We start from the raw sequence: 25,158 nt of genomic DNA on the forward strand, positions 1-25,158 counted from the left end.
CTGGGTTGCGCCGTACTGAATGGCCCCGTGCTGGCGGTTCCCCCGGCGACGTGCCTCAGGGGTCCTTGGTGATCAGCAGTTCGTGCGCACCCGCAGCGGCCGCGCCCATCGAGTCCACCACAGTGACGGTCCTCAACCTCGTCGCTGCGTCGGCCTCAGGTGTTGCACAGACACCCTGCGGTGCGTCGGCTGCCACGGAACACCAGCGGTACGGATCGCGGACAATCACCGACGGAGCCCAGGCGAGGTCCGACGCCGTCCACTTGCCGGCCGCGTCCTGGCTGAATTGCGCCCGCACCAGCAGGCCCTCGTTGTTCACCACATACCAGGGCGACAGTTCCGTGACCCCGTTGCCCAGCCCGTAGACAATCCAGGTGCCCTTGTAGTTTTCGATGGGCAGCACCGAGTGGGTGTGGTGGCCGTAGATCATGGTGAACTGGCCGCTGTCCACCAGCGCATGGGCCACCTCCTGCTGCTGGGCGTTGGCTTCGCTGGCATACTCGTCGCCAGCGTGCATGGCACCGAGCACAATGTCCGCACCGAGGGCCCGTGCTTTGACGGCTTTGGCGATCATGGTGGGCGCATCCAGCATGTCCACCTGCCACGCGTATTCAGGGTATTGGCCGTTGAGCCCGTAGGTTCCCTGGATGATGGCAATCTTGGCTGCCTTGGTCTGCAGGATCAGGATTCCCTGGGACTCGGTTTCAGTGCGATAGGAACCGGTGTGCTTCAGCCCCGCCGCATCCAGGGCGTCCAAGGTGCGCAGAACTCCGTCCGTGCTCCGGTCGATCGTGTGGTTGCTCGCGGTGGTGCACGCCTGGTACCCCACCGTTTTGGATGCCGTGATGATCTGGGGCGGGACGTTGAACGACGGGTACGCCGAGAAAGGTCCGTCGGGCCCGGCCACAGGGGTTTCCTGATGGCAGATGGCGAGGTCGCTGGCTTGGATGTACTTGCGCTGGCCCTCGAGGAGTGGGGTGAAGTCCATGCCTGTTTTGCCTGCTGCCGCAGCATCGTCGCGGGCCTGTTGCCAGAGCTGGGCATGGACCAGCATGTCGCCGGTCACCAGCACGGACGTGCAGCGCAGCGTGGGACACGCCGGCCCCGCACCAGGGGTGGGAGTGGGCGCCGGAGTGGGGGTCGCCGTCGGGCTCGTCTGTGCGGTCCCGCCACCGGTACTCGCGGCGGCACCGGCGGAAGGAGCGGTCTGTTCGGCGATCAGGCCACAGCCAGCCAGCAGCGTCACCGCCAGCATGCCGGCGGACACGGCAGCGGCGGAACGAACAGCACCAGCGCGCACCGAACCAGCGCCCAACCTTTTCCCCATAGGCGCCATTGTAGGTCTGGCCGTCGCGCAAATTCCGCAAAGCCGCGCGTTGAGAAGCCTGCGGCAGTATGAAAGGTTAGCGAGATGACGAATCCCCTCCTTAATGCCAGCACCCTGCCTTATGGGTTGCCGCCTTTTGCCCGGATCAGACCATCCGATTACGCCGAGGCTATCGAAGCTGGCCTGGCGGAACATCTGGTGGAAATCCAGGCGGTCGTGGACAACCCGGCGCCGGCGAACTTCGAGAACACGGCCGTGGCCATGGAGAGGGCCGGACAACTGCTCGAACGGGCCACGGCATCCTTTTTCACCCTTGCCTCAGCCGATGCAACAGAGGAGATCCGTGACCTGGAGACCGAACTCTCACCCCGCATTTCGGCCCATCAGGACGAGATCTACCTCAATCGCGCCCTGTTCGACAGGTTCGCGGCGATTGACACCTCCGGGTTCGACCCTGAGTCCGTCCGGCTCGTGGAGGAGTATGTAAAGGAGTTCCGCCAGTCCGGGATCCAGCTCGACAAGCCGGGCCAGGAACGGCTAAAGGAAATCAACGCGGAGCTGTCCAAACTGGGCACGGAGTTTGGCCAGCGGGTCAAGGAATCCATGAAATCGGCCGCACTGCTGCTGGACACGGCAGCAGAGTTGGCCGGTTTGCCAGCCGACGATGTCGCCAGTGCCGCTGAGGCGGCCCGCGCCGTTGGCCACAACGGAAAATTCCTGCTGACGCTGATCCAGCCCAGCAACCAGCCCGCCCTGGCTGCCCTCGAAAACCGGGACGTCCGCCGTCGGCTGTTTGAAGCCTCCATCGGCCGGGGCAGTGACGGCGGCGGCCTGGACGTCCTGGAACTGGCTAGGTCAACAGCCGGCCTGCGCGCTGAAAAGGCAGCCCTCCTGGGTTTCGCCAACTATGCCGAGCTCGTGGTGGACCGCCAGACGGCCAGCGATTTTGAGGCGGTCCAGTCCATGCTGAACAGGCTGGCCCCGGCCGCGGTACGCAATGCCGACGCCGAGGCTGCGGCCCTGTCCGAGGCGGCAGGGCATCCGCTGGAGGCCTGGGACTGGGCGTTTTACTCGGCCAAGGTGCGGCGGGATAGGTACGCGGTGGACGAGCAGGCACTCCGCCCCTATTTTGAGCTGGACCGCGTCCTCCGGGACGGCGTCTTCTTCGCCGCCACGTCCCTCTACGGCATCACCTTCCACGAACGGCTGGACCTCGCAGGCTACCACCCGGACGTCCGCGTCTGGGAAGTCCGGGACCAGGACGGGAGCGGGCTGGGGTTGTTCCTGGGCGACTACTACACCCGCGAATCCAAGAGGGGCGGCGCCTGGATGAATTCGCTGGTGGAACAGTCCGTCCTGCTCGGCACCCGGCCAGTGGTGATCAACAACCTCAATATCTCCAAGCCCCCGGCAGGCGAGCCCGCGCTCCTGACGCTGGACGAACTGCGCACCACTTTCCACGAGTTCGGACACGCGCTCCACGGCTTGTTGTCGAACGTGACGTATCCGCGGTTCGCCGGGACCTCTGTCCCCCGCGACTTTGTGGAATACCCATCGCAGGTCAACGAGATGTGGATTCTGTGGCCGGAGGTGGTTGCAAATTATGCCCGGCACCATGTCACCGGCGAACCGCTTCCGCAGCAGGTTGTGGACAAACTGAACGATTCACTGCTCTGGGGCGAAGGCTTCGGGACCACGGAATACCTCGGTGCTGCGTTGCTGGATCTGGCCTGGCATGTGCTGGACGAAACCGGAATCCCCGATGACGTCCTGGCGTTTGAGGCGAAGTCCCTCGCCGCCGCGGGCGTCGCTCATGCCCTCATCCCGCCGCGATACCGCACCGGCTATTTCCAGCACATCTTCGCCGGAGCCGGCTATGCGGCCGGTTATTACTCGTACATCTGGAGTGAGGTGCTGGATGCCGAAACGGTGGACTGGTTCAACGAGAATGGCGGCATAACGCGCGCCAATGGCGAACGCTTCCGCCAGGAGCTGCTGTCCCGCGGCAACAGCAGGGACCCGTTGGAATCCTTCCACGCACTCCGCGGCCGCGAAGCCAAGCTAGAGCCCCTACTGAAACGCCGGGGCCTCGAGTAGCACCGGGTTTCGACACGCTCAACCACCGACGACGGCGGCGGGCCACCTTCCAAAGGTGACCCGCCGCCGTCGTACTGCTTGGAGCTGTTACCAGCCGCGCTCGGAGAGGCGGTGCGGCTGCGGGATTTCGTCGACGTTGATGCCCACCATGGCTTCGCCCAGGCCGCGAGAGGCCTTGGCGATCACGTCGGGGTCATCGAAGAACGTGGTGGCCTTCACGACGGCTGCGGCACGCTGGGCCGGGTTGCCGGACTTGAAGATACCGGAGCCGACGAACACGCCGTCAGCGCCGAGCTGCATCATCATCGCAGCGTCGGCCGGGGTGGCAATGCCGCCCGCGGTGAACAGCACCACGGGGAGCTTGCCGGCGGCGGCAACTTCCTTGACCAGTTCGTACGGGGCCTGCAGTTCCTTGGCCGCGACGTAGAGCTCGTCCTCGGCCAGGGCCGCGAGCTTGGCGATCTCGGCGCGGATCTGGCGCATGTGCCCGGTCGCGTTGGAGACGTCACCGGTGCCGGCCTCACCCTTGGAACGGATCATCGCCGCGCCTTCGTTGATGCGGCGCAGCGCCTCACCAAGGTTGGTGGCGCCACAGACGAAGGGAACCTTGAAGTTCCACTTGTCGATGTGGTGGACGTAGTCGGCCGGGGTCAGGACCTCGGACTCGTCAATGTAGTCCACGCCCAACGACTGCAGGACCTGGGCCTCCACGAAGTGGCCGATCCGGGCCTTGGCCATGACCGGCACGGAGACGGCGTCGATGATCTTGTCGATCATGTCCGGATCGGACATGCGGGACACGCCGCCCTGGGCACGGATATCGGCCGGAACGCGTTCCAGCGCCATCACTGCAACGGCACCGGCGTCTTCGGCGATGCGGGCCTGTTCAACGTTGACGACGTCCATGATGACGCCGCCTTTGAGCATCTCAGCCATGCCGCGCTTGACGCGGTTGCTGCCCGTGACGCTGTTCGCGGACGAACCGGCTTCGCTGCTTACATCTGGTGTAGACACAAAAACCCCTATGGGTAGATAGATGATCTTCGCCGGGCGTGAGGGCGGCAAGAAGCCGAAAGTACACGCACCGGGTTGCCGGATCCATTGACCGGGCAGTCACAATACTAGTCCCACGGCAGGCGGCGGGCTTAATCAGCCTTAATCCGAAGCCGCGGACTCCGCAAAGGCCTGGCGGTGGACCGTGGCGACGCGTTGGATGATGGTGATGAGGCTGGCCAGGGCCAGGAGTCCAAGGGTCACCAGAAGGACCACCGGAGGCAGCCCCAAACCGGTGAATCCGGTGACCACCAGCACCGAAACCAGCCTCTCGGCCCGCTCGGCGATGCCCACATTCGCTGTGAAGCCGAGGGATTCGGCCTTGGACCGCGCATAGGACACCACCATGCCCAAAACCAGGCAGAGCATGGCTGCGACGGCGATGGCGTAATCGGCGCCCCCGGTGAAGAACCAGATGGCCACCCCCGCGAACAGTGCGCCGTCAGCGATCCTGTCCAAGGTGGAGTCCAGGAAGTTTCCCCAGCGGCCGCCGGTGTCGCGCAGCCGGGCCATAATGCCGTCGAGCACGTCCGAAAAGATGAAGGCGGTAATGAACAGGGTCCCCCACCAGAGTTGCCCGAGGGGGTAGAAGAACAACGCCCCGACCACCACGCCGGCGGTTCCGATGACCGTCACGGCATCAGGGGAAACACCGATTTTCAGGAGCCAACGCGCAAGCGGAGTGAACAGCGCGGTGAAAAACCCGCGCGCATGCCTATTCAGCATCCGTCTCCCCGGGCCAGGCCTCGGCAACTTGCTGGCGGACTTCATCCAGGGTCTGCGTAATGGCCTTAGTCTGGGCAATGATGGGGAAGAAGTTACCGTCCCCGCCCCAGCGCGGCACAATGTGCTGGTGCAGGTGCGCGGCGATTCCTGCCCCGCCCACCACGCCCTGGTTCATGCCAAGGTTGAACCCGCCCGGGTTCGCCACCTTACGCAGGACCCGCATGGCTGTCTGGGTGATCTCCGCAAATTCTGCGGTCTCTTCCGCCGTGAGGTCGGTGTAGTCCGGGACATGCCGGTAGGGGCAGACCAGGAGGTGGCCAGGATTGTAGGGAAACAGGTTCAAGACCACGTAACAGGTCTTTCCGCGGTAGACGATCAGGGCTTCCTCGTCGGTCCTGCCCGGCCCCACGCAGAAGGGGCAGTCGTTCTCGTTCTTGAACTGGTGCTGGCCCCCTTTGATGTAGGCCATCCGGTGCGGAGTCCACAGGCGCTGGAAAGCATCCGGCACGCCCGCGAGATCAAAGTCATCTGTCACGCCGGCATCCCCTGGATAGCCTGCGCCTGTGTTCTCCTGCACGGTGTTCCTGTCCGTTTCCGCTAGCTGGTCCGGTTACGGACGGCTTCTGTGATCCGCTTGACGGCCTCTGCCACCGGCACGCCGTTGTCCTGGCTCCCGTCACGGAAGCGGAAGGACACCGCGCCGGCCTCGGCGTCGTCGCCGCCGGCGATCAGGACAAACGGGATCTTGTCCTTGCTGGCGGTGCGGATCTTCTTGGGGAACCTGTCCGACGACGTATCCACCTCGGCGCGGATGCCCGCCGCCTTGAGCTGGTCAACGACGTCGAACATGTATTCGTTGAATGTTTCGGCCACCGGGATACCCACCACCTGGACAGGGGAAAGCCACGCCGGGAACGCACCGGCATAGTGCTCGGTGAGCACACCCATGAACCGCTCGATGGAACCGAAGAGCGCACGGTGGATCATCACCGGACGCTGGCGTGTGCCGTCGGCTGCCTGGAATTCCAGCTCGAAGCGTTCCGGGAGGTTGAAGTCCAGCTGGATGGTGGACATCTGCCAGGTGCGGCCCAGTGCGTCCTTGGCCTGGACGGAGATCTTCGGGCCGTAGAAGGCTGCGCCGCCTGGATCCGCGACCAGTTCCAGGCCGGATTCCTCAGCCACCTCGGCGAGTGTCCGGGTGGCTTCTTCCCACGCTGCGTCCTCGCCGACGTACTTCTCCGGGTCCTTGGTGGACAGCTCCAGGTAGAAGTCGTTGAGGCCGTAGTCCTTGAGCAGGTCGAGCACGAACTTCAGGGTCTTGGTGAGTTCGTCCTTCATCTGCTCGCGGGTGCAGTAGATGTGGGCGTCGTCCTGAGTCATGCCACGGACCCGGGTCAGGCCGTGGACCACGCCGGACTTCTCGTAGCGGTACACCGAACCGAATTCGAAAAGACGGAGGGGCAATTCGCGGTAGGACCGTCCACGCGAGCGGAAGATCAGGTTGTGCATGGGGCAGTTCATCGGCTTGAGGTAGTAGTCCTGGGCAGGCTTGCGGACTGTACCGTCCGCGTTAAGTTCCTCATCCACGCGCATGGGCGGGAACATGCCTTCCTTGTACCAGTCCAGGTGGCCCGAAACTTCGTACAGGTGGCCCTTGGTGATGTGGGGGGTGTAGACGAACTCGTAGCCGGCGTCGACGTGGCGCTGGCGGGAGTAGTCCTCCATCTCCTTGCGGATGATGCCGCCCTTGGGGTGGAACACCGGCAGGCCGGAGCCCAGCTCGTCCGGGAAGGAGAACAGGTCAAGTTCGACGCCGAGCTTGCGGTGGTCGCGCCGCTCAGCTTCCGCGATGCGCTCCTGGTATGCCTTCAGCGCGTCCTTGGTGGGCCAGGCGGTGCCGTAGATGCGCTGCAGCTGCTGGTTCTTCTGGTCGCCCAGCCAGTACGCGGAGGAGGACCGGGTCAGGGCGAAGGCGTTGGAGATGAGCTTGGTGTTGGGCAGGTGCGGGCCGCGGCAGAGGTCGCACCAGACAGTGGTGCCCTCTTTGCGCTCGACATTGTCGTAGATGGTGATGTCGCCGGCGCCTACCTCGACGTTGACGCCCTCGCCGGCTTCGGCGGCGTTGTTCTTCTTGCCCAGGAGTTCGAGCTTGTAGGGCTCGTTCTTCATGGCCTCGCGGGCCTCGTCCTCGCTGACCACGCGGCGGACGAACTTCTGGTTCTGGTTGACGATCTTGAGCATCATCTTCTCGAGGGTCTTGAGGTCCTCGGGGGTGAACGGCTCGGCGACGTCGAAGTCGAAGTAGAAGCCGTCGGTGATGTACGGGCCGATGCCCAGCTTGGCGTCGGGGCGCAGCTGCTGCACTGCCTGGGCCATCACGTGGGCAGTGGAGTGGCGCAGGACATCCAGGCCGTCAGGGGAATCGATGGTGACGGCCTCGATCTCGGCGCCCTCGGGCAGCTCCTGGTCCAGGTCCTTCAGCTCGCCGTTGACGCGGGCAACAACAACATCGCGGCGCTCAAAGAAGAGTTCCGCACCGGTTGTCCCGGTAGTCACCTTGGTCTCTTCGCCATCGACGATGAGGGTGATCTGCTGGGCATCTGACACGGGTGTCTCCTATTCAAAGTTTTAGGCTTCATAGCTTGTGGCATACGGGGACCACAGCCAGCCATCGTCAATGCTATCGGTTTCCCGGGAGGCCGACCAACGGGACCCGCGGCCCCTCAGCCGCCCATTCCGGTAATCGCAAGGCTTCGGCTGATCCCGTCCAGGGGATGCGGCACATCGCTGCTCTCCACGCGGTCCGCCGCGAACGGCAGGGATTCCACCCGGCTCAGGTCCCAAGCCATGCTGGCGCTCAGGCTGATTCCGCGGGGACCTGTCCGCCGCGTGGTGCCCCGGATCAGCAGCAGCCTGGTGCCGAACAGCAACAGCCCCGCCTGCTCCTGGGCTTCGTGGAAGAACACGGAGTCGACGCAGCCGGTGCCGTCATCGATGCTGATGAACACCACCCGCCGGCCGCCACGCATGGGCGGGGTCTGGGTGGCGATGCGCACCCCGGCCACCAGTACCTCGGTGTTGTTGCGCAGGCTCAACAGCTTGTCTGCAGTGGTGACTCCCAGCCGGTCCAGCATGGGCCGGTGGCTGTCCATCAGGTGCCCGCTGACGTCTATGGCCATCAGGTCCAGTTCGGCGCGGACGTTTTCCACCAGGGTGGGTGCGGGAAGCCCTGGTTTGACGTTCCGCAGTTCCACATCCCCCAGCGGCAGGGACAGCTGCCCTTCCATGATGTCGACGCCCTTCCTGGTCCCGCCCGCGGCCTGGAGCTTTTGCAGGTGCTGGACGAGGTCTGCACGGTTGGCTGCGCCGCCCGACTCCCGGTGCAGGGAATCAAAGGCACCCAGCTGGGCGAGCCTTTTGATGCTTGGCTTGCTCAGCCTGGACCGTGCCCGGAGGTCAGCCAGGGAGTCGTAGGGCTGGCCGGCGACAATCCGTTTAAGCTCGGTCCCGGACAGGCCATATATGCCGTTAAGGCTCAGCCTGATCCCCAGCTTCCCGGCATCCGGCCCGTCCGGGACCCGTTCCACCCGGTACTCGGCCTGGCTGCGGTTGATGTCCAGCGGCAGGATGGGGATGCCCAGCCTGCGGGCCTCGGCCACCAGCAGCCGTTTGGGGTACATCCCGGGATCGTGTTCCCACAGCCCGGCGAGGAAAGCCTCGGGATGGTGTGTCTTGAGCCAGGCGGACTGGTAGGTGGGAACAGCAAATGCCGCACCGTGCGCCTTACAGAAGCCGAAGCTGCCAAAGGCTTTCAGGGTCCCCCAGACCTTGTCCACCACCTCCGGGGCGTACCCCTTGATCCGGGCTTCCTTGCGGAAGAACTCTTCTACCTTCAGCTCGAGAACCTCGTTCCCAAGGGCCCGGCGGAATTCATCCGCACGCGCCAGGCCGCAGCGGGTCATCACGTCAAAGGTTTTCAGGATCTGTTCATGGAAGACAGTGACCCCATGCGTTTCCTGCAGCACGGGTTTCAGGTCAGGGTGCGGGTAGACCTCCGGCGCGAAGCCGTGCCTGTGCTCCAGGAAAGGCCGCACCATGTCCGATTTCATCGGGCCCGGCCGGAACAGCGAAATGTCGATGATGAGGTCATTGAACTCACGCGGCGCCAGCTTGCCGATCAGCTCCCGCTGTCCGGGCGACTCGATCTGGAAACAGCCCAAGGTGTGGGTGCTGCGGATCAGTTCGTAGGTTGGTTCATCATCCAACGGCACAGCGTTGAGGTCGATGTGTCCGTTCTCGGCGATGTAGTCCGGCCCGGTCCCGTCAGGACCTGCAGGGTGGGCCCCTGCGGCCACCACTTCCGCCTTGGAAGGATGGATCCGGATGACTTCCCGGACGGCAAACGCCATGGCGCTCTGCATCCTCACCCCCAGGACATCAAGCTTGAGCATGCCCATGGGATCCATGTCGTGTTTATCGAACTGGCTCATGGGCAGCCCCAGCCCGCTGGGCTGCACCGGGGTCCGGTCAAGCAGCGTGGCATCGCCCAGGATCACCCCGCACGGATGCATCGAAATATGGCGGGGCAGCCGGTCCAGCCGTTCGGTGAGGTCCACCAGCAGGTCAAGCTGCTGGTTTTCGGCGAAGTCCCGTTGTTCCACACGTCCGGCGAACTCCCGCAGCTCAGGTTTTTCAACCAGTGCCTCACGGAATTTCCGGGCCGAAAAGCGCCACAGCTGCTTGGCGATCTCGCCGACGTCGTCACCGTCCATGCCCAGGGCCATCCCGGCGTCGCGGACGGCACCGCGGGCGCGGTACCCGTTCTGCATGCTCATCAGCGTGACGCGCTCGGAACCGAAGCGGTCAAAGATCCGCCGGTACACGTTGTGCCGTTCGGCGCTTTCGACGTCGATGTCGATGTCCGGCAACGTGGCCCGGTCCCGGGACAGGAAGCGTTCGAAGATCAGGTCGTGTTGCAGGGGGTCCACCTGGCTGACATCAATCAGGTAGTTGACCAGGCTGGAAGCCCCGGAACCGCGGGCCGCTGCCCTGACCCCCATGTCCTGGATCATCCGGGAGACCTCCGCGACGGTGAGGAAGTAGGAGGAAAACCCGAGGTTCCTGATGATCCCCAGCTCGTGCTCCAGCCGCGAGCGCATGTCCTTGTGGGCTGAGCCTGATATTCCGGGGAACCGCCTGCTGATCCCGGCCTCACAGCGCTGCACCAGTTCATCGTGCGGGTCCTGGCTGATGCCTATGACCGATGCCTCCGGGACTACCGGCCGCTTCCAGCCCATGTCAGTCACCGGGTCAATCCGGCAGAAGTCGGCGAGCGCCTCGGTCTGTGCCATCAGCTGCTTGAGGTCCGCTGCACCATACCCTGCAGCGCGGATGATTTCCTTGCCGAGCTGAAGCATCTGCGCAGAGGATTTGAGCCAGGCCTGCCCGTTGGGCTGGAGCAGCGGTTCGGCCGCGAGTTCGGGGAGGGACTTCAGCGTCCGGGCGGAGTCGAGCACGTCCGCCGTGGCGGCTCCGTCCTCTGCGCAGTAGCGGACCGCGTTGGTGAGCACGGCCGGTACGTGGTGTTCTTCCGCGAGCTTGAGCATACGTACCGCATGGGCGGTGCTCAGGAGCGCCCCGGGGGCAGTGAGCTGGGAAACGACTTCCGCCACCAGCGTTTTTGGGGGCATGGCGTCCAGCCAGCCTTTGAAAAGGGTGCGCGGACGGAGGTAGCGCCGGCCGCCCATGGCCCGTCCGACGTCGGAATCCGGGCCGATCAGTACCGTCAGGACGGGCTTCAGGGTTTTGGGGTCGAGCGTGCGGGAGGCGAGTTCGGCGCGGGTGACCGCCACCGGCACCGCTCCCCCGGCTTTGCCGGAGGTGCGGGCATGGGCATCGGACACCAGCCGGCACAGGGCGCGGTAGCCAGCTCCGTTATTGTTGCCACGGGCGAGCACCACCACCCTGCCGGCGAGCTGGGTGCGGTGGTCGCCGTCGTCGTCGAAGACCGCAAGGTCCACACCCACAATGGGGTCAATGCCGGCAGCCATGCAGGCTTTGAGGTGTTTGACGGTGCCGTACAGGCCGTCCCGGTCCGTGCAGGCGAGCGCGGTTGCGCCGTCCGCGGCGGCAACCTGGGCCAGTTCATCGGGCCAGGCCACGCCATAGTGTGCGCTGAAGGCCGTGGAAACGTGAAGGTGGGAGAAGCTCATGCCGTTTGGGGCCGGAGTGCGTCGTGGATCCGCAGGATCCTCCAGCGGCCGCTGCCGACATGCCTACTCAAGTCCAGGGTGAGCGGCTCTCCTGCATCCCGAGGGCCGGCACTCTGCGGGTCCGTCTGTACTTGGACGCGCCAGATTTCATGGTCCACCAGCCCCGGCCCGCTGCCGAGGGGCGCCCGGCGTTCCTCGGCCCACCACTGCCGGCGTTCGTACCACCGGACAGGCTCGGCGCACACCGTGTAGTGCCGCCCGGCCCACTGGAGTTTCAGCGGCTGGCCCGCAGGGGTGCAGACGACGTCCACGGACTCGCTGAACATACCCATGGGCGCCTCCCGAACTGAACGGATCTGATGCAAAATGCTGACGCAAAAAGCACGGTATTCGAACACATATTCGAATAAATTCAGTCTACGACGGCGCTCCGACAAAACCTAGACAGGGGTGGACGGACGGGCAGCAGGAGGGCAGGATTGTGGCATGAGTACCAATGACGCACTCCTCAAGCACGTAAGCATCAAGGCCCAGGACGAAAAGCTCGTGGCAACCTTCGATATCGACGGCAACATACCGGGGGCAGGTGCGTACGTAGTGGGACTGGTGGCGGCGAGCCCTGATTACTCATCACAAAGACGCCTGGGCATTGAGTTCATGAACGGGGAGGCCATTGCCTTCTACTCGTTCAGCCATGACCAGAGCGCCGAGGAAAACTATGATCTTGCCGGCGTGACGCACTCGGGCAACACCATCACGGGCAACTTCCCCGTGGCAGCCGTCCATGGTCTGGGCAAGGGACACGTTATGTCCGCCTTCAGCGAGGCTGACGGCCGGGAGTTCCAGTCGGGCGTCGCCGTCGACGAAGCGCTCTAGGAGACGCTAATAGCAAACACCGGGGCAGGTGCTGCCGGAACCTTATCCGGGCAGCACCTGGGGCGGCGTCAGCTGCTTTTTTTGTGGACCTTCATTTCGAGTTCGATGAACCCCGAGATCATGGCCCGGTAGGTTGATTCCACGATGTCCGGATCAATGTCCTTCTTTTCCGCGGCGGACCGGACATGCTCAATCACCCGTTCCACCCGGCCGGGGGCGCGGACTTCAGCGTCGTCCCCCTTCAGGGTTCCGGCGATCCGGATCAGGCGTTCACGCCGCGCAATGAGCGTGACAATCTGCTCATCAACTTCGTCGACCGCAATCCGAACGGCTGCGAGCTGTTCCTTGTCGGCCAAAGCATCCCGATCGTTTCCTTGAATTGTTGCCATCTTCTGACAGTATCGAAGCATGCAGCCCAGAGTCGACTTCATTTCGCTAGGCGTTCGCAGTGTTGACGCCTCCCGCCGGTTCTACGCGGAAGGCCTCGGCTGGCCTGTCCACCGGGAGTTTCCCGGCGATGTGGTGTTCATCCAGGTCAACCACGGACTGATCCTTTCCCTGTGGGACGCCGCGCAGATGCACGCCGAGGCGGGGGTAGCTGCGCCCGGCCCGGTCCCCTTGCATCACGCTCAGCCACAACCTGCCCAGCACCGAGGCGGTGGACCGGGTCATGGCGGAGGCGGCATCGGCCGGGGCCACCATCGTCGCCGCGCCCGTCACCCAGCCCTGGGGCGGGTACAGCGGCTATTTCGCCGATCCGGACGGTTTCCGCCGGGAAATTGCCTATAACCCCACCTGGACAGTGGACGACGGCGGCCAGGTCACCGTCTAGGGCACGTCACCCGGAGTGCCGCCTCAGAACAGCGCCTCCACCGGCCGGATGAGTTCCGGGGAGTTGTTGCGGACGTTGCCCACCTCGGTGCCGACGGAATCCACGTGCCAGCCTGCCGCGACTTCCTTCACGTGGGCACGGACGAGGTCCACGAGGAAGGCGGCGTCATCGATCTGCGGGTCAAGCCACGACGCCATCGTGGCCCGGTCCATGGGCAGCGGCACCCGGTCGTGCAGGGCCGTGAGCTTGCCGAAAACTGTGGACTCAGCTCCGGGCGGCGGCGTGTCTGCCGTCAGGATGGATGTGGAGAGCATCCACCGGCCGGGATCGCCCTCTGCCTTGGACGGATCCTTCCACCATTCATAGAGGCCCGCGAACACCAGCCCGTTGCCTTTGCCCGGATGGACGTAGTAGGGCTGCTTGGCTTTGCCGGTGCCCTGCTTCCATTCGTAGTACCCGTCCGCCGGGACAGCGCAGCGCCGTGACTTCACGGCCTTGCGGAAGGCCGGCTTCTCCAGCACAGTCTCGCTCCGCGCGTTGATCATCTTGGGGCCGATTCCCGGATCCTTCGCCCAGGACGGCACCAGGCCCCAGCGGGCCACATGCAGCTGCCGCACGGGGCCGTCATCGATCAGCCGTTCCAGGACGATCGGGACAGCGTCGGTTGGCGCCACGTTCCATGACGGGGGAAGGTGCACTTCCTCTTCCAGCTGGGCATCAAAGTCGGCCAGCAAATCGCCCACGGCCCGTGCCATCACATAGCGTCCACACATGGCTCCAGCATGCCATCAGCGTTATCTACTGTCATCCGGCACCGCATCCGCCGGGCCGGCTCAGGGAATAGCCCGCACCGGGTTACCGTTGACGGGAACGAACCCCCTCAACGATTTCAGGAGAGCTCCGTGGACTTTACCCCCGAGAACGGCACCATCACCATGTTTTCCACCACCTGGTGCGGCTACTGCAACCGGCTGAAGAAGCAGCTGGACGCGCAGGGCATCGGCTACACGGAAATCAACATCGAAGAGGTGGAGGGCACAGCCGACCTCGTGGAGAAGCTCAACGGCGGCAACCGCACCGTCCCCACCGTGCTTTTCCCGGACGGCACCGCGGCCACCAACCCTTCCGCCGCCGAGGTAAAGAGCCGCCTCGCAGCCTGACCGCGCCAGCTCATGTGGTAGACAGAACGGGACCAATATCCGTGTTGGTCCCGTTCTGTCTATCTGCATGAGGGAGCCTTTCGTGGTCCATAAAGTCAAAGGTGTCGTAGCCCGCTCCAAGGGCGCCCCGGTCACTCTGGAGACCATCCTGGTTCCGGATCCGGGTCCGGGCGAGGCCCTGGTGGACATCCTCACCAGCGGTGTCTGCCATACCGACCTGCACTACAAACTGGGCGGCATCAGCGATGACTTCCCCTTTCTTCTGGGCCACGAAGCAACCGGAGTGGTCAGCGCGGTAGGCCCGGACGTCACAAACGTCGCCCCGGGCGACCGCGTGGTGCTCAACTGGCGGGCAGTCTGCGGCAACTGCCGTGCGTGCAACCGCGGCCAGGCCCAGTACTGCTTCAACACCCACAACGCCACCCAGAAGATGACGCTCGAGGACGGCACAGAACTGTCCGCCGCCCTGGGCATCGGAGCGTTCATCGAAAAGACCCTCGTCGCTGCCGGCCAGTGCACCAAGGTGGATCCCGACGCCGATGCTGCCGCCATCGGGCTGCTCGGCTGCGGCGTGATGGCCGGGCTGGGCGCCGCAATCAACACCGGCGGCGTCAAGCGCGGTGACACCGTCGCCGTCATCGGCTGCGGCGGTGTGGGCGTGGCTGCCATCGCCGGCGCGGCGCTCGCCGACGCCACCACCGTCATCGCCGTCGACATCGACGCGAAAAAGCTGGAGCGTGCCAAGGAACTCGGTGCCACCCACACCGTGGATTCCTCGGATTCCGATCCGGTGGAGAAAATCCGCGAACTCACCGGCGGCTTCGGCGCTGATGTGGTGATTGACGCCGTCGGCCGTCCCGAAACGTACAAGCAGGCGTTCTACGCTCGCGATCTCGCCGGCACCGTGGTGCTGGTGGGCGTCCCGACGCCGGAGATGACCCTGGAGCTGCCGCTCCTGGACGTTTTTGGCCGTGGCGGATCGCTGAAGTCCTCATGGTACGGCGACTGCCTGCCGTCCCGGGACTTCCCCATGCTGATCAGCCTCTACAAGCAGGGCAAGCTGGACCTGGATGCCTTCGTGACCGAGCGGATCACCATCGACCAGGTGGAGGAAGCGTTCGAGAAGATGCACTCCGGTTCCGTGCTGCGTTCGGTGGTGGAACTGTGAGCGTCCGGATCGAGCACCTCGTCACGTCCGGAACGTTCTCCCTCGACGGCGGTACCTGGGATGTGGACAACAACGTCTGGATTGTGGGCAACGATGAGGAATGCGTGGTCATCGATCCCGCACACGATGCCAAGGCCGTAGCCGCCGCCGTCGGTGGCCGGAAGCTCAAGGCGATCCTGCTGACCCACGGCCACGACGACCACATCCGGTCGGTGGCTGACTTCTGGGACCTCGTCCAGGCACCGATCCACCTTCACCAGGAGGACTGGATGCTGTGGCGGAACGTCTACCCGGAGGTGGAACCGGACGTCGCCATCAAGCACGGAGACGTGATTGAGGTGGCGGGGGCCAGCCTGACGGCCCTGCACACCCCGGGTCACTCGCCGGGCTCCGTGTCCTTCCACCTGGTTGACGGACCCGACGGCGAGGGTTCGCTTTTCAGCGGCGACACCTTGTTCCAGGGTGGCCCCGGCGCCACGGGAAGGTCGTACAGCGACTTCCCCACCATCATCGAGTCGATCCGGACGTGGCTGCTGCCGCTGCCGGCGGAAACAGTAGTCCGGACCGGGCACGGCGACAGCACCACCATCGGAGCCGAAGCCGCGCACCTGGACGAGTGGATCGCCCGGGGCCACTAAGGTCCCGGCCAGCCGGCCCGCAAGCGCGGCCTACGCCTCCCGAGTGTCCAAACCTGCATAGCTGCTGAAGTCGGCGTGCCGGAGGGAGGCGTGGCCTGCGTACGCGGCAATTACGGCGTCCTGGACATCCTGGACCGTGAGCCCGGGCACCAGGTCGTTGGCCGCGCCCGCGGTGGCCGGGTCCCAGTCCAGGCCCAGGGCGGCATAGCTGTCCGTTAGGACGCTGCGGATGGGGGCGGAATTTTCCACCACGATCACGGAACTGAACAGCCACCCGCCGCTCACCACGCGCTGCGCCGTTCCGACGAGTTTGATCCGGCGCGCCGGATCGGCTGGGTCGGTTCCGTGAACGCTGAACTCGCCCGGGCAGTACTCCCCTGGAATTTCGCCGACGGCGGCCTGCACCCCGACGTTCCGCAATGATTGCGCCAGCAGCTCACCAAAGAAGCCGAACCGGTCCTTGGAGCCGGCAATGGCATCGGCATGGGGCATCACATGATCCACCACAAGGGTGCCCTCGTGGTACGCGGCGGCCCGGCCCCCGGCCTTGCGCACCAGGGGTTCAAATTCGTGTTCCCGGCACGCCTGGGCGGCCGCGTCGAAGCCGGGCAGCCGCGTATCCCGCTGGCCGAAGGCAACAGTGGGCGCGGGCCGGTACAGCCGGAGCGTGGGGCCGATCCTGCCGGTCTTCGCCTGGGTCAGCAGTTCGAGGCCGAATTCCAGGTCACGTGCGGCGCCGAGGGAACGATCCTGCCGCACCACGGTGAGCGTCCGGAGTCCCGCGTCGGCGTCCTGCATGTTGCTAAGCTCCCTTATGGTCATATTGCAATTCCTTGTCGTCGCGGCTGCGTTCGCGGTCATCGACGCCGTCTGGCTCAAGCTCATGAACCCGTTCTACCGCAGCCACATCGGTGAGCTGCTCGCAGACAAGCCACACTTAGGTTACGCCGTGGCTTTCTATGTCATGTACATAGCGGGGATCCTCTTCTTTGCGCTGCGGCCGGCGCTCGACGGCGGCAGCTGGCTGACCGCCGTCGGCTATGGGGCCGCCTTGGGCGCCTTCGCCTACGCGACGTACGACCTCACGAATGCCGCCACGCTCAAGACGTGGCCGCTGCAGCTTATTGTCGTGGACATCCTGTGGGGAGCCGCCCTGACGGGCCTGTCCACGCTCGCCGGCTGGCTGGTGTTCCGCTCCACCTGACATCCAGCGGAGTAATACTGCACCGTCCCCCGTCGGGTGACTACACTCAGGAACTGGGTCCACCCGCTACTCCTCAGAAGAGGTAATCCACTGATACGCGTCATTAGCTACAATCTCCGTAAGCACCACGCCAGCGGGGAATTGGTCGATCTTGCCCAGAACTTCGGCGTCGATGCCCTGTGCCTCCAGGAGTGTGACACCTCGGACCTGCCGGACACGCTGGGACCACTGAAGCTCGCCGACTCCACCCAGGGCAACCGGCTGGGGCTGGCCATCTACTACCGGCCTGACCGGTTCACGGCCCACGGCACCAAGACCTTCGCGCTCAAGAAGTCCCTGCACGACATGGTCCTGGCGCCTGCCCATGAGCGCCTCATCGGCACGCGCGTGCGGGACAACGAGACCGATCATGAACTGGTCATCGCCTCCTTTCACGCTGCACCGCTGACCGCCACCAACTCGCTGCGGCGCAACCAGATCCACGCGGCCCACGCAGAGCTCCTGGGTATGGGAACCGGCCTCATGACGTTGATGGTGGGCGACTTCAACTACCCCTTCTTCACGAAGAACCTCAACGAACACATGAAGAACACCGGCTACGAGCTCTCCCTCAGTGACCGGCGGACCTACACGCGCTACAAAGTATTCAAGGGCCACTTCGACTTCGCCACGTCCCTGGGCCTGAACATCGAGAACGTGGAAACCTTGCCCCGAGGTGCCTCCGACCACCTGCCCATTCTGGTGACCGCCGAATACGGCCAGGACTCGACGCCACTTCAGGAGCCCCCGGCGTCCTGACTTCACCTATTTGGAGGCCCGAGTGCGGAACGGCTGGATCAGCAAAGCGCTACCTGGCGTTGGTGTTGCCCGGGGCTACAAACGGTCTTGGCTGAAGCCGGACCTGGTGGCCGGGGCAGCCCTGAGTGCAGCGCTGGTGCCCGCAGGGATGGCGTACGCCGAGGCCAGCGGGCTTCCCGCAGTGAACGGGCTATATGCCTCCGTGATTCCGATGATCGTCTATGCCGTGTTCGGACCATCCCGGGTGGTCATCGTGGGGCCGGACTCGGCGCTGGCTCCTATGATCGCGGCCGCTATCCTTCCGCTGGCCGGGCAGGATCCGGAGAAGGCGGTCCCCATGGCTGGGGTGCTGGCCGTCCTGATCGGCCTTTTCCTGATCGCGGGCCGGATCTTAAAGCTGGGGTTTGTGACGGGATTGCTGTCCCGGCCTATTCGCGTTGGATACCTCAACGGCATCGCGTTGGCCGTCACGGTCAGCCAGCTTCCGCGGCTGCTGGGGATCGAGGTCTCTGCAGACGGCCTCTTTGAACGCCTCGCGTCCCTGGCCGGAGCCGTCTTTAGCGGCGGCATCAATCCCGTTGCCCTGGCTGTGGGTGCAGGCAGCGTGGCCGTCATTGTCGCCGGCCGTTTTCTTCCGTGGAAGGTACCCAGCGTGTTGTTTGCCGTGGCGGGCTCCATCGCCGTCGTGGCCGCGCTGGGCCTGACCGGGCAGCTGCCCATGGTCGGTGCACTGCCGCAGGGACTCCCGGCCCTTGGGCTGGGCGGCGTCGGCATGGAAGAGGTCCTCTCGCTTGTGGGGCCGGCGGCCGGCATCGCGCTGATCGCTTTCGCGGACACCTCCACATTGTCCAAGAGTCTCGCAGCGCGCCGTGGACTGAGGGTGAACGGCAATGAGGAAATGGGGGCATTGGGTATCGCCAACGTCGCCACGGGGGTGCTGGGCGGCTTTCCGGTGAGTGGAAGTTCCTCCCGGACACCGATAGTGCTCGACGCCGGGGCGAAAACGCAGCTCAGTGGTGTGGTCGCGGCCTTGATCGTGGTCCTTTTTATGGTCGCAGCACCGGGGGTAACGGCCTTCCTTCCCACCGCCACCCTCGCCGCCGTGGTGATGGTGGCGGCGTCGTCGCTGGTTGATGTAAGTACGCTGGTGCGCCTGGTCAGGATGAGCCGGATGGAGACCGTCCTGCTGGTGGTCACGTTCCTCGGCGTCGCTTTTGTAGGGGTCCTGCCGGGCATCGCCGTGGCCATTGGACTGTCTCTTCTGGCGTTTGTCCGGCGCGCCTGGGATCCGTACCGCACCGAGCTGGCGAGTCTTGCCGACGTTCCGGGCTTCCATGACCTGGACCGGCATCCCGAAGGCCGGCGGGTGGAGGGACTGGTGATTGCCCGTTTCGATGCACCGCTATTCTTTGCCAACGGCGAAGTTTTCGCCGAGCACATCCGCAGCCTGGTGGACGCTGCGCCTTGGCCGGTGAAGTGGGTCATTGTGGCGGCCGAGCCGATCACGGGCCTTGATACAACGGCGCTGGATGAGCTCGTCCAGCTCGACGATGAACTGGCGCAGGAGGGCGTCAGCTTGGTCTTCGCGGAAATGAAGGGACCCATCAAGGACCGCCTGATCCGGTTCGGGGCGAGCGCACGGTTCACTGCTGACCATTTCTTCCCCACCCTGGGCAATGCGGTGCGAAGCTACAAAAGTGTCACCGGCACCAAATAGTCACAGTTGTCGAGTAGCCACAGGCCGAAGGCCATCAGGTCCGGCGAAGCGTCAGGATCTGTTCGGCGCGGCCGAAGGGCCCCTGGAGATCGTGCAGGACGGTGGACGTGAGGCCAATCCCGTCGGTTCCGAAGGAGACAGCGTTGTCCAGGCCCAGCCATTCGCCCTCGGGCGCACGGTACATGTGGATCTGCAGGTCCAGGTTGGGGAAGGCATAGCTGTCTTTGCCCGGGGGGACCCTGGCTGCGATCCCGTTGGCTGTGTCAACGAGGCCCACCAGGCGGGCCAGGTCGCCGCTGTCCTCTTTATCCGTCAATGGGTGCCGGGTGCGGAGCCAGACGATGCCCGCTCCGGGCCGGTGGCCCTCTGCCACGCGCATCTCCAAGGACCGGATGTAGCCGCCAGGCCAGATGGCAGGTCCGTCGAGCGGCTTGCATTCGTCGGGCGCAGGAATGGCGGTGTCCTCGACGGCGGCAACCACGGCTGTGTCACTGGTGATCATCCGCCATGCGGTGGCACGGATAGCCACGCGGCCGTTGGCAACCAGTTCGGCCTGCAGGAGCTCGATGGTCCGGCCGGGGCGCAGGGTGGTGGTTGCGATGTGGAAGCCGCCACCGGGGATCAGGCCCAGGATCTCGTAGCTCAGCCGGGCCATGCGCATGTCGTCGCGGGGTTCGTGGCGCTCCAGGCTGTCCGCCATCAGGCCTGAGGCCGGCGCCATGTGCTGTTCGTGCTCGTTCCAGGCCCCCTGGGCGTGGATGGTGGAGCGGAATCGGCCGCCGCCCTGCGCCTGGTAGTAGAAATCGCCATCGGCCAGTTCCGGGAGTGCAGCAGTCAACATTGACCCTTTCGCTTTGTCCTTGTGGGGCTCAGCCCACCTTATCGGCATTGCCTGCCGCTGCCTGCTCGGCAGCGCTCCCCCGCGACCTGCGCCGCCGTCGTACCAGCAGCCATGCGATAAGTCCGGCCGCCGCGGCGGCCAGCCAGACCATCCCCCACGGGGAGCCGGCCGCCAACGCCAGCCACGCTTCGACGGCGGCGAGCCCGATGGTGGCGTAGATCAGTGCCCAGAGGATGGACCCGGCGACGGCGGCAGGAAGGTAGCGCCGCAACGGCATCTTCGCAGCACCGGCGGCCAGGTTGACGGCCGTCTGCAGGCCGATGGTCAGGAACGACAGCGTCACGGCGAACGGACCCCAGCGGCGGACGAGTTGTTTCGCCTGGCTGGCGCGCCGGCCGTTCCAGGAGGACGCGAACCGCGTGTGCTCCACGCCTGCGGCGGCTCCCCGGCCGATCCAGTACGTCGCGTTGACGCGCAGCATAACAATGGCGAAGAGGCTGGCCGCCGCCACGCCGAAGGGCAGATCCAGGAACTGGTCCATGGGTCAGGCTGCCGGCTCCATGGCGCCGTACAGGGTGTACAGCTGCGTGGTGAGGGAAGCAACGGCAGCTGCGTCCAGCCTGCCCTCCAGCAGGTCGCGCATAAACGCGGACGACTCCGCCTCTTCATGGGCTGCGCTGGTGGACTGTCTGAGCAGCACGGAGAGCGGGGTGGTCATGTACTTCCTCACGCGCAGCAGGGGGCTGGAACGCCATCATGGCGCACCAAATTAGGTAAGACTAACCTAATATACTGGTGGTCTGCCGGCAAAATTCAGTAATGCGGTAAGGCGCAGACGTACGGATCGGGCCTACTGGCCCCGCTGGGCAGAAAGCTCCAGCATGCGCGTCCGCAGGTCTGGCCACGACGCTGCGAAACCGGGATGGAGCTCCTTCAGGTCCACCGCATCCACCGGAACCCACTGGAGTTCCAGACTTTCCGGATCGCTGATCACGGGCTCAAAAGGCGCGGTCACCACCACAACAACGGTGGTGTAAGACCAGTAGCTAAAGTCCAGCACGGACGTGAACAGGACGCTCACATCCCCGGCTGGCACCGCAGCTTCCTCGTGCGCCTCGCGGAGGGCCCCGGTGACAGCATCCTCGCCCTCGTGCAATGCTCCGCCGGGCAGTCCCCAGGTACCGCCGTTGTGGCTCCACAGCGCGCGGTGCTGCAGCAGGACTCCCTTGTCGGGGTCATAGGCCAGGACGCCGGCGGCCCCGAACCTGCCCCAGAACTTGCCGCGACTGCCCTCCACCCAGGCGTCACCCGGGTCCCGCGGACCGGTCCGGACCGGCGGAAACGTGAGGTTCGCATCAGGGGACGTGGCAGCCAAGGAGTGATCCATTCCACCAGTCTGACAGGTGCCCGCTGGCCCTGCCGCGCAGCCCGGCGGCGCGTCAGCCTGCTTGTCCCCCGTGACCGCGTACGACGGCGAAATCACCGCCGGGGTACATAACCGTTTCGTGTCCGTCGTCAAACCGGACCAAGTAGGGCGGATGACCTTCCTGGCCGCGGACTTCAACGACTACCCCGTGCCGGTCCGACGATCCGACGGTCCTCCCCCGGACAATGATCCTGTCACCCTGCGCTGCCTCCATGGCAATCACCTCCAAGGCCCAGAGTACGACTGACGGGGACCGGGCAACAGGGGTCAGCCACGTCCCTGGTCGTGGCTCCCGGAAGCGGACGGCAGGTCAGTTCCCTGGGATGCGATGAGCCCGGCAGCGTGGCGGAGTGCGTCGTCGGCGTCCAGGTGCCAGCGGGTGATGACGACGTCGGCGCGTTGGCGGTCGCTTCCGCCCAGACCCTGCAGCAAGGGAACCACAACGTCGGTAATCAGGGGGTCCACCAGCTCAGCGGTCTGCGCGGTTCTGATGAAGCCCTCCAGCCGGGTCAGGTCAGAGTGGCGGAGGAGGGAAACCCGGGACTGCAGCAACACAACGACCGCGAGCCGCCGCTCATAGATCGGCAGCCTGCCTGGACCGGTCCGGCCCCAGAGGAGCGATGCCAAAGCGGTCACTTCGTCATGGCCAAGGTCCTTGAACTTCGTGCCGGCGTCGCGGACAGTGCCGCGGACGGCTCCCACCGACGATCCATAGGACCCCAGCAACCCGCCCACCCTGGACTCCACGTCTTCGGCCCGGTACCAGGCGCCCTCGTTCTGCAGGGTGGCGTCGATGAAGCCGGCTGCCTCCTGCACGCGCCCGTACACGGCGCTACCGTCCCTGCCGGCCGGCCGCAGCGTGGACTATGCAAAACGGCGTCGACGGGCGGGCTTCGAGCCGTCCCTCCGTGATGGGATCCCCGCACACGGCGCACGTCCCGTAGGTGCCGGCCGCAATCCGCGCCAGCGCCGCCTCCACCTGCTCAAGTCCAGAGCTGCTCTGCTGCAGGAGCACCGATGCTTGCGACAGCTCGAACGCAATGGTGGCGCCTTCGGGGTCGTGTTCGTCGTCCACGTTGGAGTCCTGGCGGGCGGCCTTGGCCGAGGAGATATCCGCACTGAGGGCGGGGAGGAGTGCGAGTTTCCGGGCGCGCTCTTCCTCCAGCAGGACCCGGAACCGGTCAAAATCGGGCATGGCAAAAGCCTAGTGGTTCTGGGTCTCGACAAGCGCCGTCGGCGGGAGGATGCTGGCAATCGTAAGCGCCTCAGATGCCGTCTGGCGGCCAGGGACAGACAGCTGATGGACACAAACTCCACAAAGAAAGTCTGCGTGCCATGCCTACAAACATCGTCACCGAGCTGGCAGTCAAGTCCCACAACACGCCGGATGAGAAGCGCCGTCCGGACAAGACCGAGGTGGACGTCGTCAACCTGGGTGACTTCGCGGTTGGCCGGATGACGTTCAGTCCCGGCTGGCGATGGTCGGACTGCATCAAGCCAGTAGTCCAGACCGAGTCCTGCCAGAATAACCACGTGGGATACTGCGTTTCCGGGGCCCTCAGCGTCGAGACCACCGATGGCAACCGGATTAACATCAGCGCCGGCGATTCCTACACCATTCCACCCGGGCATGACGCCTGGGTGGATGGCGATGATGCCTTCGTCGGCATTGAATTCCTTAGCGCCGCGGAATTCGCCAAAGCCCCGGGGACGTGACCCGGCTGCTGTCTCCCGGAGGGTCAGTACCAGTTGTTGGCCACGGAATGGTTCCACGCACCGCACGGTGACCCGTAGCGGTCCGCAATGTAGGACAGTCCCCAATTGACCTGGGTCCGGTAACTGGTGAGCCAGTTGCTGCCGGCCGTCCCGTACTTACTGGCCGGCAGCGCCTGGGCGATCCCGTATGCGCCCGAGTAAGGATTGGTCGCAGTGGTCAGCCAGTTGGACTCCTTGGTCCACAGTGACGCCAGGCACTGGAACTGGTCCTGGCCCCACCCGAACGCTGCCAACTGCCCGGCCGCATAGCTCTTGGCGCCGGCGGGGTCGTTCACGGCGCCGCCCGGCACGGAAGGCACGACGACGACGGGCGGCGGGACCGGCGTCGGGCTCGGGACAGGGGCGGGGGCGGGGGCGGGCACTCCCGGTACGGCAGGCGGGGCCGGAGCCGGTTTCTGCGCAGCGGCCAGGGCAGCCGCTTTGGCTGCCGCCTCCGCCTGTTGGCGTGCCTGTTCCTGCGCTGCGGCACGCTTGGCGGCCTGGGCCGTTTCGTACGCGGCCAAAGCCACCTGGCCCTGCCGGAACTCACCCTCCACCGCAGCGGTGGTGCCCTTGAGTGATGCCAGCTGCGCGGTCAGTTCCTGGCCATGTTCCTGCTGCTCCGCGATCTGCCGGGACATGGCCTGCTGGGCTGACTGGGCGGCGTCGAGTTTGGTTTTGGCCTCCCCGGACAGGCGCTCGCGTTCGGTCCTGGCTGCCTGCTCCTGATCGGCCAGGGCGCGGGAAATGCGTTCTGCGGCCGCGGATTTATTCACCAGGGCAGCGGTCTTGTCACTGACGATCTGGACGATGTTCAGCCCTTGGATGCTGTTGTTCTGCACGGCATCGAGGGCAACGAAGAAACCCATGTTGGTTCCACCGGTCTTGTACGACTGGGCCGCCAGGGCACCGATTTCCTTTTTGTACTGCCCCAGTTCGGCTGTGGCGCGTGCGGTCTGGGCGGCCAGCGCGTCCACGGTGGAGGTGGCGGCCTGAAGCGCCGCTTCGGCCAACGCGTACTCCGCGGCGGACGTTACGGCCGCATTGCCCAGTGCCTCCGCTTCGGTCTGGAGCCCGCCCAGCAGCGTGTTGATCCTTGTAACCTCTGCCGCCTTGCCGGCCTCACTTTGCTTGGCGTTCTGCACGTCCTGCCACGAGGGATAGCCGCCCGGCGGCGCGTCGTCGGCGGCATGTGACGGAAGCAGCGCAGCCGACCCCACCAGGGCAACCGCCAGCATGCCAGCAAGGGCGGGCAGCCGCATTCTTTGAACAATCCGGGACATAGTTGGTGAGCTTACCGGGCATATCCGGATTACAGGGGTTGCCGT

The 25,158-nt window shown here is 65.2% G+C and carries 27 protein-coding genes and 1 pseudogene; 10 read left to right on the plus strand and 18 right to left on the minus strand.

Annotated elements, in window-relative coordinates; translation table 11 throughout:
* Positions 1-55: 55 nt before the first annotated feature.
* Positions 56-1,327 (minus strand): CapA family protein, encoded by a 1,272-nt coding sequence (locus ACZY1F_RS09355; RefSeq protein ID WP_463941450.1) that lies wholly within the window; start codon positions 1,325-1,327, stop codon positions 56-58.
* Positions 1,328-1,411: 84 nt separating this feature from the next.
* Here ACZY1F_RS09355 and ACZY1F_RS09360 point away from each other — a divergent pair, with 84 nt between their 5' ends.
* Positions 1,412-3,424, plus strand: a complete 2,013-nt coding sequence (locus ACZY1F_RS09360) for a M3 family metallopeptidase (protein ID WP_463941451.1) — start codon at positions 1,412-1,414, stop codon at positions 3,422-3,424.
* Positions 3,425-3,511: 87 nt separating this feature from the next.
* Here ACZY1F_RS09360 and pdxS read toward each other — a convergent pair whose 3' ends face one another.
* The 6 genes from pdxS to ACZY1F_RS09390 all read right to left on the minus strand — a co-directional run bounded on the left by pdxS (position 3,512) and on the right by ACZY1F_RS09390 (position 11,747).
* Entirely contained in the window at positions 3,512-4,438 is a 927-nt protein-coding gene (gene pdxS / locus ACZY1F_RS09365; protein ID WP_463914684.1) for a pyridoxal 5'-phosphate synthase lyase subunit PdxS, read from the minus strand.
* 141 nt (positions 4,439-4,579) lie between these two features.
* Entirely contained in the window at positions 4,580-5,203 is a 624-nt protein-coding gene (gene pgsA / locus ACZY1F_RS09370; RefSeq protein WP_463941452.1) for a phosphatidylinositol phosphate synthase, read from the minus strand.
* On the minus strand, positions 5,193-5,780 hold the full coding sequence (locus ACZY1F_RS09375; RefSeq protein ID WP_463941453.1) for an HIT family protein: 588 nt from the start codon (positions 5,778-5,780) through the stop codon (positions 5,193-5,195). The genes pgsA and ACZY1F_RS09375 overlap by 11 nt, the downstream gene beginning before the upstream one ends.
* A 20-nt stretch (positions 5,781-5,800) precedes the next feature.
* Positions 5,801-7,810 (minus strand): threonine--tRNA ligase, encoded by a 2,010-nt coding sequence (gene thrS, locus ACZY1F_RS09380; RefSeq protein ID WP_463941454.1) that lies wholly within the window; start codon positions 7,808-7,810, stop codon positions 5,801-5,803.
* Between the two features lie 116 nt (positions 7,811-7,926).
* Positions 7,927-11,415, minus strand: coding sequence for a DNA polymerase III subunit alpha (locus tag ACZY1F_RS09385; RefSeq protein ID WP_463941455.1), 3,489 nt, complete (start codon positions 11,413-11,415; stop codon positions 7,927-7,929).
* Positions 11,412-11,747 (minus strand): DUF6504 family protein, encoded by a 336-nt coding sequence (locus ACZY1F_RS09390; RefSeq protein ID WP_463941456.1) that lies wholly within the window; start codon positions 11,745-11,747, stop codon positions 11,412-11,414. The genes ACZY1F_RS09385 and ACZY1F_RS09390 overlap by 4 nt, the downstream gene beginning before the upstream one ends.
* A gap of 154 nt (positions 11,748-11,901) precedes the next feature.
* On the opposite strand from ACZY1F_RS09390, the gene ACZY1F_RS09395 reads away from it, so the two are divergent.
* Positions 11,902-12,291 carry a hypothetical protein gene (locus ACZY1F_RS09395; protein ID WP_463941457.1) on the plus strand — a complete coding sequence of 130 codons (390 nt, stop codon included), beginning with the start codon at positions 11,902-11,904 and terminating at the stop codon, positions 12,289-12,291.
* 68 nt (positions 12,292-12,359) lie between these two features.
* Here the strand turns inward: ACZY1F_RS09395 and ACZY1F_RS09400 are convergent, their stop codons facing one another.
* The gene (locus ACZY1F_RS09400; RefSeq protein ID WP_463941458.1) at positions 12,360-12,680 is read right to left on the minus strand and encodes a chorismate mutase; all 321 of its coding nucleotides are present in this window, start codon (positions 12,678-12,680) and stop codon (positions 12,360-12,362) included.
* Between the two features lie 19 nt (positions 12,681-12,699).
* On the opposite strand from ACZY1F_RS09400, the pseudogene ACZY1F_RS09405 reads away from it, so the two are divergent.
* Positions 12,700-13,123, plus strand: a pseudogene (locus tag ACZY1F_RS09405) (VOC family protein).
* A 23-nt stretch (positions 13,124-13,146) separates the two neighbouring features.
* Here the strand turns inward: ACZY1F_RS09405 and ACZY1F_RS09410 are convergent.
* Positions 13,147-13,878: an SOS response-associated peptidase gene (locus ACZY1F_RS09410; RefSeq protein WP_463941569.1), complete on the minus strand. Its 732-nt coding sequence runs from the start codon at positions 13,876-13,878 to the stop codon at positions 13,147-13,149.
* A gap of 147 nt (positions 13,879-14,025) precedes the next feature.
* On the opposite strand from ACZY1F_RS09410, the gene ACZY1F_RS09415 reads away from it, so the two are divergent.
* The 3 genes from ACZY1F_RS09415 to ACZY1F_RS09425 all read left to right on the plus strand — a co-directional run bounded on the left by ACZY1F_RS09415 (position 14,026) and on the right by ACZY1F_RS09425 (position 16,089).
* The gene (locus tag ACZY1F_RS09415; RefSeq protein ID WP_056340387.1) at positions 14,026-14,283 is read left to right on the plus strand and encodes a mycoredoxin; all 258 of its coding nucleotides are present in this window, start codon (positions 14,026-14,028) and stop codon (positions 14,281-14,283) included.
* Positions 14,284-14,365: 82 nt separating this feature from the next.
* Positions 14,366-15,451: an S-(hydroxymethyl)mycothiol dehydrogenase gene (locus ACZY1F_RS09420; protein WP_463941459.1), complete on the plus strand. Its 1,086-nt coding sequence runs from the start codon at positions 14,366-14,368 to the stop codon at positions 15,449-15,451.
* Entirely contained in the window at positions 15,448-16,089 is a 642-nt protein-coding gene (locus tag ACZY1F_RS09425; RefSeq protein ID WP_463941460.1) for an MBL fold metallo-hydrolase, read from the plus strand. Before ACZY1F_RS09420 ends, ACZY1F_RS09425 begins: the two co-directional genes overlap by 4 nt.
* A gap of 30 nt (positions 16,090-16,119) precedes the next feature.
* On the opposite strand, the gene ACZY1F_RS09430 is transcribed toward ACZY1F_RS09425, so the two are convergent.
* Positions 16,120-16,887 carry a lipoate--protein ligase family protein gene (locus ACZY1F_RS09430; RefSeq protein WP_463941570.1) on the minus strand — a complete coding sequence of 256 codons (768 nt, stop codon included), beginning with the start codon at positions 16,885-16,887 and terminating at the stop codon, positions 16,120-16,122.
* Between the two features lie 16 nt (positions 16,888-16,903).
* Here ACZY1F_RS09430 and ACZY1F_RS09435 point away from each other — a divergent pair, with 16 nt between their 5' ends.
* The 3 genes from ACZY1F_RS09435 (at position 16,904) to ACZY1F_RS09445 (ending at position 19,808) form a co-directional block, all read left to right on the plus strand.
* Positions 16,904-17,293: a DUF2177 family protein gene (locus tag ACZY1F_RS09435; RefSeq protein ID WP_463914709.1), complete on the plus strand. Its 390-nt coding sequence runs from the start codon at positions 16,904-16,906 to the stop codon at positions 17,291-17,293.
* 93 nt (positions 17,294-17,386) lie between these two features.
* Positions 17,387-18,091, plus strand: a complete 705-nt coding sequence (locus tag ACZY1F_RS09440; protein WP_463916236.1) for an endonuclease/exonuclease/phosphatase family protein — start codon at positions 17,387-17,389, stop codon at positions 18,089-18,091.
* A gap of 22 nt (positions 18,092-18,113) precedes the next feature.
* Positions 18,114-19,808, plus strand: coding sequence for a SulP family inorganic anion transporter (locus tag ACZY1F_RS09445; RefSeq protein WP_463941461.1), 1,695 nt, complete (start codon positions 18,114-18,116; stop codon positions 19,806-19,808).
* Positions 19,809-19,842: 34 nt separating this feature from the next.
* On the opposite strand, the gene ACZY1F_RS09450 is transcribed toward ACZY1F_RS09445, so the two are convergent.
* From ACZY1F_RS09450 to ACZY1F_RS09480, 7 genes are all read right to left on the minus strand, one after another.
* Positions 19,843-20,646 carry a thioesterase family protein gene (locus tag ACZY1F_RS09450; RefSeq protein WP_463941571.1) on the minus strand — a complete coding sequence of 268 codons (804 nt, stop codon included), beginning with the start codon at positions 20,644-20,646 and terminating at the stop codon, positions 19,843-19,845.
* 31 nt (positions 20,647-20,677) lie between these two features.
* Positions 20,678-21,190, minus strand: coding sequence for a DedA family protein (locus ACZY1F_RS09455; RefSeq protein ID WP_463941462.1), 513 nt, complete (start codon positions 21,188-21,190; stop codon positions 20,678-20,680).
* Positions 21,191-21,193: 3 nt separating this feature from the next.
* Positions 21,194-21,367 carry a biliverdin-producing heme oxygenase gene (locus ACZY1F_RS09460; protein WP_463941463.1) on the minus strand — a complete coding sequence of 58 codons (174 nt, stop codon included), beginning with the start codon at positions 21,365-21,367 and terminating at the stop codon, positions 21,194-21,196.
* A 132-nt stretch (positions 21,368-21,499) separates the two neighbouring features.
* A complete protein-coding gene (locus tag ACZY1F_RS09465) occupies positions 21,500-22,036 on the minus strand; it encodes an NUDIX domain-containing protein (RefSeq protein ID WP_463941464.1) in 537 nt (178 codons plus the stop codon).
* Positions 22,037-22,088: 52 nt separating this feature from the next.
* Positions 22,089-22,289 (minus strand): DUF1918 domain-containing protein, encoded by a 201-nt coding sequence (locus ACZY1F_RS09470; protein WP_463941465.1) that lies wholly within the window; start codon positions 22,287-22,289, stop codon positions 22,089-22,091.
* A gap of 53 nt (positions 22,290-22,342) precedes the next feature.
* Positions 22,343-22,903, minus strand: coding sequence for a DNA alkylation repair protein (locus ACZY1F_RS09475; protein ID WP_463941466.1), 561 nt, complete (start codon positions 22,901-22,903; stop codon positions 22,343-22,345).
* A gap of 4 nt (positions 22,904-22,907) precedes the next feature.
* A complete protein-coding gene (locus ACZY1F_RS09480) occupies positions 22,908-23,270 on the minus strand; it encodes a TraR/DksA family transcriptional regulator (protein ID WP_463914730.1) in 363 nt (120 codons plus the stop codon).
* A 140-nt stretch (positions 23,271-23,410) separates the two neighbouring features.
* Between ACZY1F_RS09480 and ACZY1F_RS09485 the strand changes: the two genes are divergently transcribed.
* On the plus strand, positions 23,411-23,791 hold the full coding sequence (locus ACZY1F_RS09485; protein ID WP_463914733.1) for a cupin domain-containing protein: 381 nt from the start codon (positions 23,411-23,413) through the stop codon (positions 23,789-23,791).
* Between the two features lie 23 nt (positions 23,792-23,814).
* Here the strand turns inward: ACZY1F_RS09485 and ACZY1F_RS09490 are convergent, their stop codons facing one another.
* The gene (locus ACZY1F_RS09490; RefSeq protein WP_463941467.1) at positions 23,815-25,113 is read right to left on the minus strand and encodes an aggregation-promoting factor C-terminal-like domain-containing protein; all 1,299 of its coding nucleotides are present in this window, start codon (positions 25,111-25,113) and stop codon (positions 23,815-23,817) included.
* Positions 25,114-25,158: the final 45 nt, after the last annotated feature.

This window comes from Pseudarthrobacter xylosi, assembly GCF_055412765.1.

Coding starts and splice junctions, on each gene's coding strand:
- ACZY1F_RS09355 (WP_463941450.1), bottom strand. CDS start 1,327: ATGGGGAAAAGGTTGGGCGCTGGTTCGGTGCGCGCTGGTGCTGTTCGT.
- ACZY1F_RS09360 (WP_463941451.1), top strand. CDS start 1,412: ATGACGAATCCCCTCCTTAATGCCAGCACCCTGCCTTATGGGTTGCCG.
- pgsA (WP_463941452.1), bottom strand. CDS start 5,203: ATGCTGAATAGGCATGCGCGCGGGTTTTTCACCGCGCTGTTCACTCCG.
- ACZY1F_RS09385 (WP_463941455.1), bottom strand. CDS start 11,415: ATGAGCTTCTCCCACCTTCACGTTTCCACGGCCTTCAGCGCACACTAT.
- ACZY1F_RS09390 (WP_463941456.1), bottom strand. CDS start 11,747: ATGGGTATGTTCAGCGAGTCCGTGGACGTCGTCTGCACCCCTGCGGGC.
- ACZY1F_RS09395 (WP_463941457.1), top strand. CDS start 11,902: ATGAGTACCAATGACGCACTCCTCAAGCACGTAAGCATCAAGGCCCAG.
- ACZY1F_RS09400 (WP_463941458.1), bottom strand. CDS start 12,680: ATGGCAACAATTCAAGGAAACGATCGGGATGCTTTGGCCGACAAGGAA.
- ACZY1F_RS09410 (WP_463941569.1), bottom strand. CDS start 13,878: ATGGCACGGGCCGTGGGCGATTTGCTGGCCGACTTTGATGCCCAGCTG.
- ACZY1F_RS09430 (WP_463941570.1), bottom strand. CDS start 16,887: ATGCAGGACGCCGACGCGGGACTCCGGACGCTCACCGTGGTGCGGCAG.
- ACZY1F_RS09435 (WP_463914709.1), top strand. CDS start 16,904: ATGGTCATATTGCAATTCCTTGTCGTCGCGGCTGCGTTCGCGGTCATC.
- ACZY1F_RS09455 (WP_463941462.1), bottom strand. CDS start 21,190: ATGGACCAGTTCCTGGATCTGCCCTTCGGCGTGGCGGCGGCCAGCCTC.
- ACZY1F_RS09460 (WP_463941463.1), bottom strand. CDS start 21,367: ATGACCACCCCGCTCTCCGTGCTGCTCAGACAGTCCACCAGCGCAGCC.
- ACZY1F_RS09465 (WP_463941464.1), bottom strand. CDS start 22,036: ATGGATCACTCCTTGGCTGCCACGTCCCCTGATGCGAACCTCACGTTT.
- ACZY1F_RS09470 (WP_463941465.1), bottom strand. CDS start 22,289: ATGGAGGCAGCGCAGGGTGACAGGATCATTGTCCGGGGGAGGACCGTC.
- ACZY1F_RS09480 (WP_463914730.1), bottom strand. CDS start 23,270: ATGCCCGATTTTGACCGGTTCCGGGTCCTGCTGGAGGAAGAGCGCGCC.
- ACZY1F_RS09485 (WP_463914733.1), top strand. CDS start 23,411: ATGCCTACAAACATCGTCACCGAGCTGGCAGTCAAGTCCCACAACACG.
- ACZY1F_RS09490 (WP_463941467.1), bottom strand. CDS start 25,113: ATGTCCCGGATTGTTCAAAGAATGCGGCTGCCCGCCCTTGCTGGCATG.